9 protein-coding genes and 1 pseudogene are annotated in these 12,331 nt (G+C 58.1%); 4 read left to right on the top strand and 6 right to left on the bottom strand.

Annotation, left to right across the window (positions count from 1 at the left end; genetic code table 11):
- The first annotated feature begins 14 nt into the window (after positions 1-14).
- Genes OKQ63_RS24935 through OKQ63_RS24920 form a run of 4 tightly spaced genes read left to right on the top strand, consistent with a single transcriptional unit; the run spans position 15 to position 5,504 of the window.
- Positions 15-1,874, top strand: a complete 1,860-nt coding sequence (locus tag OKQ63_RS24935; protein WP_264214669.1) for a PIN domain-containing protein — start codon at positions 15-17, stop codon at positions 1,872-1,874.
- Positions 1,875-1,924: 50 nt separating this feature from the next.
- A complete protein-coding gene (locus OKQ63_RS24930) occupies positions 1,925-3,064 on the top strand; it encodes a coiled-coil domain-containing protein (RefSeq protein WP_264214668.1) in 1,140 nt (379 codons plus the stop codon).
- Positions 3,061-4,899, top strand: coding sequence for an AAA family ATPase (locus OKQ63_RS24925; protein WP_264214667.1), 1,839 nt, complete (start codon positions 3,061-3,063; stop codon positions 4,897-4,899). Before OKQ63_RS24930 ends, OKQ63_RS24925 begins: the two co-directional genes overlap by 4 nt.
- The gene (locus OKQ63_RS24920) at positions 4,896-5,504 is read left to right on the top strand and encodes a 4Fe-4S single cluster domain-containing protein (RefSeq protein ID WP_264214666.1); all 609 of its coding nucleotides are present in this window, start codon (positions 4,896-4,898) and stop codon (positions 5,502-5,504) included. The genes OKQ63_RS24925 and OKQ63_RS24920 overlap by 4 nt, the downstream gene beginning before the upstream one ends.
- A gap of 105 nt (positions 5,505-5,609) precedes the next feature.
- Here OKQ63_RS24920 and OKQ63_RS24915 read toward each other — a convergent pair whose 3' ends face one another.
- The 6 genes and pseudogenes from OKQ63_RS24915 to repA all read right to left on the bottom strand — a co-directional run bounded on the left by OKQ63_RS24915 (position 5,610) and on the right by repA (position 12,331).
- Positions 5,610-5,774 carry a hypothetical protein gene (locus OKQ63_RS24915; protein WP_009574204.1) on the bottom strand — a complete coding sequence of 55 codons (165 nt, stop codon included), beginning with the start codon at positions 5,772-5,774 and terminating at the stop codon, positions 5,610-5,612.
- A gap of 387 nt (positions 5,775-6,161) precedes the next feature.
- A complete protein-coding gene (locus OKQ63_RS24910) occupies positions 6,162-6,635 on the bottom strand; it encodes a UCP036055 family protein (protein ID WP_264214665.1) in 474 nt (157 codons plus the stop codon).
- Between the two features lie 99 nt (positions 6,636-6,734).
- Positions 6,735-8,761: pseudogene (locus OKQ63_RS24905) on the bottom strand (ParB/RepB/Spo0J family partition protein).
- A gap of 106 nt (positions 8,762-8,867) precedes the next feature.
- Positions 8,868-9,923 carry a plasmid replication protein RepC gene (gene repC / locus OKQ63_RS24900; RefSeq protein ID WP_264214664.1) on the bottom strand — a complete coding sequence of 352 codons (1,056 nt, stop codon included), beginning with the start codon at positions 9,921-9,923 and terminating at the stop codon, positions 8,868-8,870.
- A 240-nt stretch (positions 9,924-10,163) separates the two neighbouring features.
- On the bottom strand, positions 10,164-11,132 hold the full coding sequence (repB, locus tag OKQ63_RS24895; protein ID WP_264214663.1) for a plasmid partitioning protein RepB: 969 nt from the start codon (positions 11,130-11,132) through the stop codon (positions 10,164-10,166).
- Positions 11,132-12,331: a plasmid partitioning protein RepA gene (gene repA, locus OKQ63_RS24890; RefSeq protein WP_264214662.1), complete on the bottom strand. Its 1,200-nt coding sequence runs from the start codon at positions 12,329-12,331 to the stop codon at positions 11,132-11,134. The genes repB and repA overlap by 1 nt, the downstream gene beginning before the upstream one ends.

Genomic DNA, 12,331 nt, shown 5'->3' with positions numbered 1-12,331 from the left:
TAGGAGAGGTATCTGTGTGGTTTCCGGTCCTGCACCTTCGTGCAAAGGTAACCTATCGCCTCCTTCCGGAACTCACTCCACTGCACCGGGCTCTGGAAGAGGCAGTGGTTCGGTTTTCGCAAAGCGACAACACCTTGGCCAAAGCACCGATCGGAAGCTTGTTTCGGGAGGTTTTTGGCGTGTCGGGCGCAAGGGAAATCTTGCCCGATGTGCTCGGCGATCTTATCGAACGCGGGCGCGTTCATCGGGTCGCAGAGCACGAAATCGACCCGTCCTTGCTCCGCCTTGTCGATCTTGCGCCCGGGCCAGAGGAGCCGAATGGTGCATGTGCGGCGGAGCCGTCAGAGCAAGCCCAAAAATCGGCACAGGATCGAACAATCGAGCGGTTCTTTGATCCGGTGCTAGAAGAAATCGTTCAGGCCGGTGTTCTGCTGCCCGAGCCCGTGGAGGGGAGCTGTTTCCGTATCCCTGTCGATCCTTTCGCGACCGATCCTCCTCGGCATTGGATCGACGGCGAACTCAGGGCTGAATTGCAGGACGACATGCAAGTATACAATGCAACCTGCGAGAAGATTGGTCATCGATGGCGACGCAGCGACGCGATGCTTGTCCTCAATGACGGCGAGCTTTCCTTCGAATGCAGCGACCCGCGCGAGAGCGAGTACCTACGCGGTCTTCCACAAACGGTGCGGCGTTCCTGGTTGTTGCCGGACCGCCAGGACGGATCGAACCACTCCAGCCTTGACGATGATGCCGAGGTCTCGCTCCATTGCCGTTTGCCCGAGGGGCTCGATGGGCTGACATTGGTTCGTGGCTTGCCCGAGACTATATCAACTGAGTTGGATTTTCCGTCATTGGCCGTCCTGGCCAAGCTCGATCCCGTGGCGGGGGTAACCGCGCCGACCTTCATTTCGCCGCCGGCCCGGGGGCAAGCCATGCGGGTGGCTTATCCGCGCGAAGACAATCCAGGTGTCGCGGGTGTCTTTCTGGCGAGGGAGGGGCGCGAATACCTTAGGTTGCCCATCATATGGGAAGGATTGCACGCTGAAATCGGGGTGTTCCGCAGGACAGGTGGCTTTGCGCAGAGCGGTTCGGAATGGAGCGAATTGGTCGCTGCCCTTGAAAGCGAATGCCGGTTTTCAGAAGCGCCGGAGATATTTGTGCTGCCTGCATTTTGGCTGAAGCCGTCAGAGTTTTGGATGGGGCTCATTGATCGGGTCAGGCATGAGCCGGGGTCGCAAACGTGGATGCAAAGGATTGTTGACGCGTTGGAAATTCTGCCGCGCCCTATCATTGAAGGGCTGGTCGAAACCTTGGCGAGTGAACCCTCACTGGCTCAATTCCGACGTTCACAGCCTGAACTCGGCAGACTCGACCCTACGGCAACGGAACTTGCTTCCGAAATTAATGAGCAATCTCGGGAGGTGGGGCATATTCCGCCCGAATGCAACAGGGTCATCGCATTTGATACCTCTGCTATTCTTGAGTTCGGCGACCTCGCCGATCACCTCTTGCCGACAGATTTTTTTGTTTTTCCGCAAACGGTTGCGGACGAAATCGAAAGGAAGAAAACACAGCGAGACGACTTCCGATGGAAAAGTCGGAAGAATTTGCGCGCAATTTCGACACTTCCGAAAAATCAATGGACGGCACCTTTCCCTGATGTGAGCCACCTAAAGTCAGGCGACAAACGAAATGCAGATGGAGAGATTATTGCAGTCCTGATTCCGTACCGTCAGCCAGATCGCAAAATAATTCTCGTCTCCCAGGACCTGGATTTCGTGCCGAGGTGCAAATCATACGATATCGATGTGATGACGGCAGAAGTTTTCATAGCCGAATCAAAGACACGGCGGAGGGACATCCAGAAATGAGCTTTGTGGCAGATAGGCGTTGGCGAATAGAAGATCAAAAGCGAAGAGAGATGTATCTCGACCGCATCCGGGACACTACAGCGCGATATGCCGAACGAAATCTCGAACGCCTTGATGCCTTGGCTGAACAAGGTTTGGATGTTTTCGTTGCAAAAGATTACGGCGATTGCCGCAGGGCGCTTGCGCGGGTCGAACAGTTGCTAAGCAGAGACCCGGAACAAGCGCGGGATGAAAACATCCGCTTGTCCGGTATGATGCGTGGCTTGAACGGCCGCGCCCGTGAGAACCGTCGCGCCGCTCAGGCCGCCGAGAGAGAAGCGGCAGCCGCAGCCGCCGAGGCCGAGCGAGAAACCGCGCGGGAGCGCCTGGCGGGCGAACGCGATGCGCGGACCGAAAGAAACGCGCAGGAGCTGGCTGCACAGAGTAATTTGCTCGATATGCTTCGCAAAGCGCGTGCGTCCTTGCCGGGCGCAATCGAGCGGGACCTCTGCCAGCAGGATCTGATGGCGCTTCGCCGCGAGATTGAGAGCGCGCCAATCGACCTTGCGGTTTATGAGCGTCGGCGTTCAGAGCTGGCAAGCCGCCTTGATGCAGTAATGGCGGGCGCCCGAGAAAAGGCCGAAACTCTCAAACACGCCAAGCAACGCGAAGACGACCGACGCGAGAAGGAAGTCCTGCTGGAGGACGCGATGGCGGTCTATGCGCAATTGGGCGACGATCTGGCCCAAGCAGCGATCAGTGGCTTGCGACCGAACCTGACCGATGAGGAGCTTACGCTGCAAGACTTGGGTGAAAGGCTTTCTGCGATCCGCCAAGCGGCCGATGAACGCGCCCTGCAGGAGGCCGCGCGACGGCACGTGGTTTCTGGTCTTTTGCGAGAACTGCGCAACGCGGGGTTTGTCGTTACCAACCCGAAGCTCGAAGCGGGCGAGGCCGCCGCCGTGGTGATCAAAGCACAGCGACCCTCTGGCGCGCAGGCGGCTTTTCGCGTCAATCTGGACGGGATGACTTACAAATTCGATCACTATCAAGGGCAGGCTTGCCTCGATGACGCTGACAAGGTCTTACCTCGGCTGCAGGATATCTACGGGATCGAACTCGAGGAAGAGAAGGTTTCGTGGCGCAATCCGGACATGATCGGAAAATCGGCCAAGCAGTTGCCGGACGGTTCGGAGGAGCGCAGGAAATGAAACCGGTTCATCGTCCTGTATGGTTGCGTAGCTTGGAAACGCATGCGGGCCTGGTGTCTTGCCTTGTCGTTCACGGCGAAGTTTACGATCTGCGCCGCAATCCTTGGACGACAGAGTATCAGCGCATACCCGAAATGGTCGCCGCGGCCCTTCGCGAGGGCGCCTTCAAGTCCGTGATCGAATGGGATCCCGTAACAGGGGTCCACGGCCGCGATGCGGCGAAATGGGAGACCCTAGCCAGCTCGGCAGGGCCGACCGACGCTCGGGGCGCGACATATGCTGTTGCCCCAGATGCCCGTTTTGACAGTGCGGAACCTTCGCCGGTTACTGTGGAAGATTTCGTCGCCATCGTGCTCAGGGTACTGTCCGACAAGACCGCGCAGCCGACGGCCTTTGTCGCCAATCTGGCGAACTTTGCGTTCTCATTCGGCCAGAATCCATCACAGAGTGAACGAGACCTACTTGCGCAACTTGCCAAGGCCATTGTCGGCGCGGCGCACCCAGAGGACGCAGGGCCAAAGAACCTGTTGGTTCTGATCACTCCCGCCGCCCACGCGCTTCCCTTGTCGATGCTACCGGGACCGGCGCATCTGCGCGAGGTCGTCGTGCCGCTGCCGGACCGGCAGGAGCGGTCCACGATACTTGGAGACCGGCTTCATCAATGGCGGCTAAAGAACCGACCCAAGGTCGGTCAGGCGGGATATGAGGACCTGATTGATGCGCTCGACGGGATGTCGTGCCAGGATATTCTGAATATCGAAGGATTGTCCGTCCGATGCGCTGAAACCGAAGAGTTGACGGCCGACAGTCTGTTGAGCCTCTATCGTCATGGTATTCAGACCAGTGCGTGGGAGGCACTCAGCCGCGATAAGCTTCTCTCGATGCCGGCCATGTTGGAAGAGCGCGTCAAAGGCCAAACTCACGCGATCGAGAAAGTCACCGCTGTCACCATTCGAGCCTTTACCGGCCTTTCAGGCTTGCAGCATTCTAGGCGGCAACGAATGCCGAAAGGTTCTCTTTTCTTCGTCGGTCCCACCGGGGTCGGTAAGACGGAACTGGCAAAATCTCTCGCGGAGTTCCTCTTTGGGGACGAAGAGGCGTTCATTCGTTTCGACATGTCAGAGTTCAACCATGAACACAGCGATCAAAGACTCATCGGCGCGCCGCCGGGATATGTCGGCTATGAAGAGGGTGGGCAGTTGACGAATGCCATCCGAAAGCGTCCTTTTTGCGTCCTCCTGTTCGACGAAATCGAGAAGGCCCATGTACGAATTCTCGACAAGTTTCTGCAAATTCTGGAGGATGGCCGCCTTACCGACGGACGTGGTCAAACCGTGAGCTTCTCGGAAGCAATCATAATATTCACCTCAAACATTGGTGCAGCCGAGATAGCTCCGACATTGACCGACGAAGAGACGAGGAAGGCTTTCAACAGCAGCGTGCGGGATCATTTCGTTAGAGAAATGGGGCGACCTGAACTTTTGAACCGAATTGGTGACAATATCGTCGCGTTCAACTTTGTTCGTGACAGGGGCTTTCTGGCTGAAATCATGCGGAGCAAACTTGGCTCGCTTCGCGCGCAGCTCCAAGACAAATATGGAATTCGGGCCGTCCGGATCGCTGAGGAACGTGTATTTCTTGAGAAGGTTGCAGGCGAAATCGACCCCACCATGGGCGGACGCGGAGCCATCACCGCATTGACGAAATGGGTGATCGACCCGATTTCCACTTTTCTTTTCAACGAGGTGCCGGATCGGGCCATGTGTATCGGCCAGACGCTTGTTATCGAGTTGGCTGACGAAGATTTGCCTCGTGTGACACTTGAGGCGTCATGACCCGCTATTTGAACATTGCTTCCCGTATACCCTGCACGTCCGTCGAAGGGCCTGGCCTACGCTATGCGCTTTGGGTTCAGGGCTGCGACATCGATTGTCCCGGATGCTGCAATCCGGATTTGTTGCCGTTCGTGCGCAGGCAGACCATTCTTTCATCGCGAATCGTGGACGAGATAGAGCAGGCCCGCGACCACTACGGCATTGAAGGGGTCACTTTCCTTGGAGGTGAGCCGTCCTATCAAGCGCAAGGGCTGGCGGAAGTCGCCTCCTCCTGCCAGAGACTTGGAATATCCGTAATGGTATTCACCGGCTTCAGGCTGGAACAACTTCGTCGGCGAAATCTGCCGGGAGTTGATGCGTTGCTTGACCACTCTGATATCGTGGTCGACGGCCCCTTCGTTTCTGCACTGCCGGATCAGAGGCGAAATTGGGTAGGTTCCTCGAACCAGAGGTTCCACTACATGACTTCAAGATACGAGCGCTCGATTGAGACGTCATCTTTTGATCGCCCGGCTGTCGAAGTGCGTGTGGGGTTGGACGACCAATTGCGAATGAATGGATTTCCAATGATCCATTCTGCGGAGCTTCCCTTCAAGCCGAGTTGAGACGGAGACAGGTGTATATCGGGCATAGGCGGTCACTCCGCCGTCGATATGCCCGGGGGTCGCACCTGCGCCGCGCCCGCGATCGAAGGAAGTGAGGCCGAAGCCTCACCCGAAGGGATCGTATTCCGAGACGATCACGACCTCGTCTCCGTCGATTTCATCGGCGGGGACGGCGCCATAGGTTCCATCACCTGCCTGGAAGACGACGATCGAGACCATGAGGGTGGCGGCGAGGGAAGCGGCGAAGGCGTGAGCATCTTTGCGGGACATTTGTTTGGCTCCTGTCTTGGAGGCGGAGGACCATCCCCCGCGCGACAGAACCCCGCAGGCCCGAAGACTGGCTGACATCACCGGGTGCGTTCGGCTCGTCCGAATCCACCCGGCGGCACGGGCATGCCCGTAGTCCGGCCCCTTGCGGGTTGATCTCGAAGACGGGATTCGGGGCAAGGAAGGGAATGGCGAGCGGGGGATGGTGCGACCGCTGACTGGAGCCGGGTGTCCCGCTGATGCTATCGCCGCCAGCCTCCCGGCAGACATTTGGTACCAGACCAAGTTCCGTGTTGGATTGGACCCTATGGTGCCCTGCGATTTCGCGGGACAGGGTCGTGATGGGTGAGAGGCCCGCGCTTTGACGGGCCCCTTGGGTTCTACGTAGGCTCAGGCGGCAAGCTCCGCGCCCCCTGCCCTAGCAGCGCCTTCTTCGCCGACAATCTCCAGCCGCGCGTTGCGATAGCCTTCTCTGGCGATCCAGAGTTCGGCAGCCGTGACAGACTCGGCCAGGTGGAGCAACTCCGAGCAACCGCCGAAATCCAGCAGGACGCGCACCTGTCCGGGCTTCGGCACTTCTGCCATCTCGAAGGTCAACGCACTGTCAGCCGAATGCGTTCGCATGATGGTGACGAGGATGACCCCGTCCGAGGAGAAGTTCCCCTCGTGCAGCGTGAACGAAGCCGGTGCGATCCAGGTCGGATAGGGTCGCTGCGGCTCCTTCTTGACGAGACGGCCGACGCCGTTCGAGCGTTCCCAGGCCGCGAGCTTCTTCGTGAACCGCGCAGGCGGTTTCGGACTGTTGTCGGTGTAGCGAATGAGCGCCCCCAGGGGCGCGGTGTCGAGAATGGTGGTTGCAGACATGATTCCTCATCCTGAATGCACAAAATTGCATTCATCTTATTGATATTATTATATTTTATGTGATTGAGGGCGAGTTTCCCCGCCCTCTGATGGTCCAGATCACTCCGCGGCCATCATCGATGCTTCATTGCTCGGCAGGTCAGCGGTGAGGAAGGCGGGAAGGTCGACATCTTCGGCCTGCTCGGAGCCGGGAACGGGCTCAGACACCCCCTGCCCGTCTTCGGCATCGAGCGCCGCCAGGTCGTGACGGCGAAGAACCTCCGGCAACCAGCCGCTGCCTTTCAGCAGACGCTCGGCTTCGGTCGCCATCTCGCCCTTCTTCAAATGTTCGAGGAGTTGCGCCGTCCCCTCCCCTTTCGCCTCTCGCACGGCCTCGAGGATCCGGGCCTTGGGCACACGGTTCAGATAAGTATCGACCGTCGGCTCCCAGCCTGCCTCGACCATGTCGAGTTCGACCGCCTGTGCGACCAAGTCGGACTGTGTCATCCGCTTGGTCAAACCGCCGGCGGAGATACCGGCACCATAAGGGTTCACCTTCTCATGGAGCGCGTTGATCCCGAAGCTGAGGCAATGCGCGAGTAGCGACAGCCGGCTCCCTTGATCAAGGGAAGTCAGGTAGTCCCAGAGCGCGGCATCGTTGCCGAGCGGCAAGTCGGCCTCCCACTCCGCGTGGCGGTCGTCCACCAGCTTGGCCACCACGCTGTCCTTCAGATCGCTCGCCAGCGCGGACATGTAGACATGACGCACCGAAGCCTCGAGGCAGCTGCCGGCCGAACTGGACGTCCGGAAGGTGTCATTGACGAGCTTCAGGAGCAGCAGCGTCAACGCGACGTCAGGTGAGCGACCGACAGCTTCGCGCAGTGCCAATGTCCGGTGCGCCGTCAACTCCATGATCAGCCGCTCGGGCAAGGGCTTCAACGCACCATCGTCCTCGTCGTCGGGCATGTTCGCGCCAAGCACTTGACCGGCAGAGGTGATCACCGTGCCATGGCCGATACCATCCACTTTGCTCCCCGTTGAAAGCTCAACGCCCTGCCCGTCTGCCGCCTGTTCACCGCTGTGGACGTCGGCATCTTGCCGAGGTTCATCCTCGGGCCGGACAAAGCCCCGATAAACTGCAAGCTCGCCATAGCGATCAAGCGTCACGAAGGCCCCTGCCCTCGCGATCTCCTCCGCGTCGAAGATCAGCGGCCTGGCCTCGAGCTTCTCCATCGCGACTTCCAACTCGCCAAGACGCGCGTCGATCTCTTCGGGGAATTCATCCTGGCCCTCGTATTCCTCTTCGAGCGCTCGGTATTCGGCAAGCAGCTTGGCATGGGCCGCGCCTTCGTCACCCGTCATCGGCGCCGGGTCTCCGCTCAGCCGCCGTCATCGCCCTGGAAAAGGTCATGCAACATGGTGCCACCAGCCGTCTCGTACGCCTCGACCCCGACAAAGACGGCCCGACGGTCAGAGGCGCGCACCGAGGTTTCCGTCAGCATGCGCCGGATCTGATAGGGCTCCTTGTTCCACGACGACTTGATCGCCTCCCAGACCTGAATCTGACGCTCGTGGTCCGGATTGACCGTGAAGGCCATCAACTGCTCCAGCGTCATCTCGTCCTCGGCATAGAGCTCGAGCAGGGCAGGGGCCACGGCGGCGAGTTTCAGGCGCTGTTTGACCACCTGCGGCGTGACGAAGAAGGCGGCTGCAATCTCTTCGTCGCCCTGACCCTTCTCCCGCAGTGCCACGAAGGCCCAGAACTGATCGAGCGGATGCAGGGAAGCGCGCTGCATGTTCTCAGCGAGCGAGTCATCTTCGGCGAGGATCGTGGACCTGGCATCCCGTACGATGCAGGGAATGGGCGTCGTCTTGGCCAAGCGTTTCTGCTTCACGAGGATAGACAGGGCCTGGAAGCGCCGACCGCCAGCGGGGATTTCGAACTTACCGGTCTCGGACCCATCATCCGCCAGAACGGGCCGGACGCTCAGGCTCTGCAGCAACCCGCGGCGGGCGATGTCTTCGGCCAGTTCTTTAACCGAGATGCCGGCCTTGATGCGCCGGACGTTGGCCTGGCTCAGGACGAGCTTGTCGAAGGGAATGTCCCGGGAGGGGGACAGGGTGACTTTCTGGGCAGATTTCGCCATCAGATCTTCTCCACGACGGGCGCTGGAAGCCACTCTTCCGATCTCACTTCCCGTCACCCCTTTCACAGCCCATCTCTACCTCTCAACATGTCCACCGCGGTGGACATCACGTAGTAGCTGCCCCAGAACGAGAAAGCCTCTCCAACAACAGTGATGGGTTGAAGTCAGTTTCTCTGCGACCGAGCGTGATGCTGTGGAAATACGCTCCAAAGTCTCGGATGCGATTGCTCATCTGGAGAATTATGAAGATGGCGCATGATGCTTTTTGAGAGCCTATCTTCCTAGCAGCCTTTTCGAAGGTGCTTTCGTGGATTCCCATCATTGGAGCGAGCGTTCTCGCGTGGCTTTCGACATCGTGCCAGTTCCTAAGTGAGTTCGTCGCAAACGATGTAGCCTGGTCACAAACGGTTGTGAGCGTTTGCAGGGGAAGTGTTTCGCTGTCGGTCCCGCTTTCTAAATCTTTTTGTTCTTTTTTAGACTTAGAATGGTGGCGGACAGTTTGCCCGTCATTGGCGGGCAGTTTCATTGTTTCTGGTGCGTCCACCGCGGTGGACATCTGTTTGCATTGAGCTTCCAGTTCGCCGAGCAAAGTATGATACTCCGCGATGGAGAGCTTCCTCCGAAGAACTCGGCGTACCTGATGAGTGAGTTCGTTCTCGGGGTCAGCTTCGTCGATCTGAGCAAGTTTGGTTAGGATTTGCTTTCGCAAAAACACGCGATCCCGACGAGCGTTTTCCATCGCTTGGGCTGTCGCAAGTAGTTCGCCGGCACGCTCGAGCAACGGAGCCAGCGACAAGCCATAGCTAATGGACTGACCTTCGGAGGACTTCACTCGGTATCTTTTGCGATTTGGGCTGTCGTGGCGCTTCATGAAACCGAGTTCAACAAAGCGATCGATGTGCCTACGGAGGGTTCGTTCATCGATCCCGCCAACTCGACGGCAGATCTCGTCGTTGGAAGCGAAGACTGTGTCTCCATGCCCAGGCTTGAGAAAGCTCAGCATCGCTTGGAGCGTTTGAACATGTCCTGGACGGAGACCGAACAGGCTGCGAGTATCTCTGAGCGCGCGGAAGACTGCCCAGATGTCGGTTTCAGGTGTTGACGTGGCGGGGGTGCCCTTGCCGACGCCAAAGGTCTGAACGGAAAGCTTTGTGAATGCCATGTTTGTTGAACGACGACCGTTGCGGCCCACAACTTCCCCGGCTTTTCCCGCTGTTTTTGGCGAGAAAAGGCAACAAAAAGACGTCCACCGAATCGGTGACTCTTGACCGGTATGTCGGAGATTGCTACATCACAGGTGCTAATCAGATGAAGAGGGCTCTCCGGGGGAAACCTTGGGGGGCTCTTTTCTTTTTGGTCTTCGCCTTTCTCCTCTGCTCGTGTTTTTGGTTATGACCGGGGATCAGCTCCCCGAGCCTCTCTCATTCTGCCATTGTTCAAAAAGCTGTCGCAGCGTGGTTTCCGCGCGCTCTTCGAGCCATTGGCCGAATTCCGGGTTGTCCTTGCGGGTGATCTTGATAGCGATCGACTTGCCATCGACTGAAAGTGTGCCGACAGGGCTACCACTATCGTCCTTTACCACGGTCGTTTGGCCACGGGCGCTTTGGTCGGCTGCGCCACGCGACTTTCTGGAGCAAGCGACATAGACGGCTTGAAACTTGTCCGAGCTTGGAGTGGTGTCAGGCAGAGAGGCAAGTGTCTCACGCGCAATGTCAACAAGCGGAACCTTCCCTGAAAGTGCAGCAAGATCACCCCATTGCCGTCGACCTACGCCATGAGCCGGGCCGATAAGCCGGACAAGTTCGTCAGGCAGCTGCTCGATGACTACACGATGGTTCGACACACCTTGCCGGGAGAGGCCTAGGGCGTCCTGAATGACGCCAGGCTGGTAACCGGCCTGTTGCATCTCTTTGATAAAAATAGATTTTTCAATGAAGGACGGATCCAGCCGCAGGTTGTTCTCCTGACCTTGCGCGATCAGAGAAGCATCATCATCGAGCGTTCGAACGATCGCTTTGACGGTTCCACCAACTCTTCGAATGGCTGCAAGTCTGCGACGCCCGTAGATGATGCGGTATCGATCCGGTTGGTCAGAGGGGCGAACCATGATCGGCACTTGCTGACCATGCTTGCGAATGCTTTCGGCGAGATCTTCAATGCTACTATCTTCTAGGATCAGGCGATCCCGGAGACCATCCATATCGATCCGGTCGGGCTCGATATCTCGGATTGAGTTGGCAGTGATTTCCCGGAGAGAATCCCGCAATCCGCCAACCGAGCCAGGTAGCTTCGAGGATTTGACCGGGGCAGGGGAGGGGGCTGCAGACTCTTTCTCGTCTTTCGGTGGTTGGTTGAAGATATTTCGAGCCATCAGCGACGCCCCCATGCCATTTGGATTGTCTGCTCCAGCTCATCGGCAACGCTGTTCACGCTGGTCAAAGCTCGATCAATGGTCTTCCGAATGAGCTGGCTCGGGTCTACCTCATAGATGGTTTGCTGAGTCATGCCGGCGTCAGAAATGGCTGTCGACTTCAGCATCGGTTCAGTCATGACTTGGCCCGCAAGGATTGAGCGCAGGTACCCGGCCATTTGCGTTTGTGGTCCGTCCGACGGCTCGTAGCGTGTGATCAGGAACTTTACGAAGTCCCAAGTGACATGTCGTCCAATCGCATCTTCGACGGCTTTGACCGTTTCCGAAGCGAGTTTGAGGAACTGGCTCATCGAAGCGATGTCGAGCATGCCGGGGACGACCGTCACGAGTAAGCCCGTGGACGCTGCCAATGCTGTCAATGTCAGGAAGCCCAACTGCGGAGGGCAATCGATCAGCACGATGTCATAGTCTGAGTCGACTTCCTCTAGCGCCAGAGCAAGACGCTCTGCGAAAATCGGCTGAACCCTGCGCGCAAGGGCATTCGCTGTCTCGGTTTCGTACTCGGACAACATCAAGCCGGCCGGGACCATGTCGAGCTTGTGGAAGTATGTTTTCTGGATGACATCCGAGAGTGGAACCTGATCATCGTATCTCAATGCGTCGTAGATTGTGCCGCCTTCGGCAAATTCGAGCTCAGGCCGGAAGCCGAAAAATGTCGTCAAACTGGCTTGCGGGTCGAGGTCCAGCACAAGCACGCGGTAGCCACGCAGGGCATACCTGTGTGCCAAATGGATCGTCGCTGTTGTCTTCGAGCTGCCGCCTTTGAAATTCACGACCGAAATGACCTGAAGACGGTCACCGTCTCGGCGGCCAGGTCTGTACGCGTCAGCATTTTTGCCTGTCCGCGCCAAAATGTTGCGGAGGTCGTCAACTTCTTCGGCCGTGTAGAACCTATGACCGCGACCGTCAGTGTGAACTTCTGGGAAGCTGCCATCTTTGTGGCGGTTGCGCAGGTTCGACGTACTAACGCGCAGCAACTCGGCGACCTCGGTCGAGCTGAAGCGGCGCAAGGACTTGCGTTCTTCTGGCTCGAACGCAACTTTCATCTGCCGGTCAAGCGACTCAGCAAGACTGTCTGCGAATGCTCCGATGTCGGAAGAGCCTATGCCTTGCGCGTAGCCCGTATTTCGATCATCCAT

The organism is Leisingera thetidis, from assembly GCF_025857195.1.
GTDB lineage: Bacteria > Pseudomonadota > Alphaproteobacteria > Rhodobacterales > Rhodobacteraceae > Leisingera > Leisingera thetidis.
The sequence above is the reverse complement of the archived record's forward strand: the minus strand, read 5'-3'. Positions and strand labels throughout refer to the sequence as shown.

Coding starts and splice junctions, on each gene's coding strand:
- OKQ63_RS24930 (WP_264214668.1), top strand. CDS start 1,925: ATGTATCTCGACCGCATCCGGGACACTACAGCGCGATATGCCGAACGA.
- OKQ63_RS24925 (WP_264214667.1), top strand. CDS start 3,061: ATGAAACCGGTTCATCGTCCTGTATGGTTGCGTAGCTTGGAAACGCAT.
- OKQ63_RS24920 (WP_264214666.1), top strand. CDS start 4,896: ATGACCCGCTATTTGAACATTGCTTCCCGTATACCCTGCACGTCCGTC.
- OKQ63_RS24915 (WP_009574204.1), bottom strand. CDS start 5,774: ATGTCCCGCAAAGATGCTCACGCCTTCGCCGCTTCCCTCGCCGCCACC.
- OKQ63_RS24910 (WP_264214665.1), bottom strand. CDS start 6,635: ATGTCTGCAACCACCATTCTCGACACCGCGCCCCTGGGGGCGCTCATT.
- repC (WP_264214664.1), bottom strand. CDS start 9,923: ATGGCATTCACAAAGCTTTCCGTTCAGACCTTTGGCGTCGGCAAGGGC.
- repB (WP_264214663.1), bottom strand. CDS start 11,132: ATGGCTCGAAATATCTTCAACCAACCACCGAAAGACGAGAAAGAGTCT.
- repA (WP_264214662.1), bottom strand. CDS start 12,331: ATGGATGATCGAAATACGGGCTACGCGCAAGGCATAGGCTCTTCCGAC.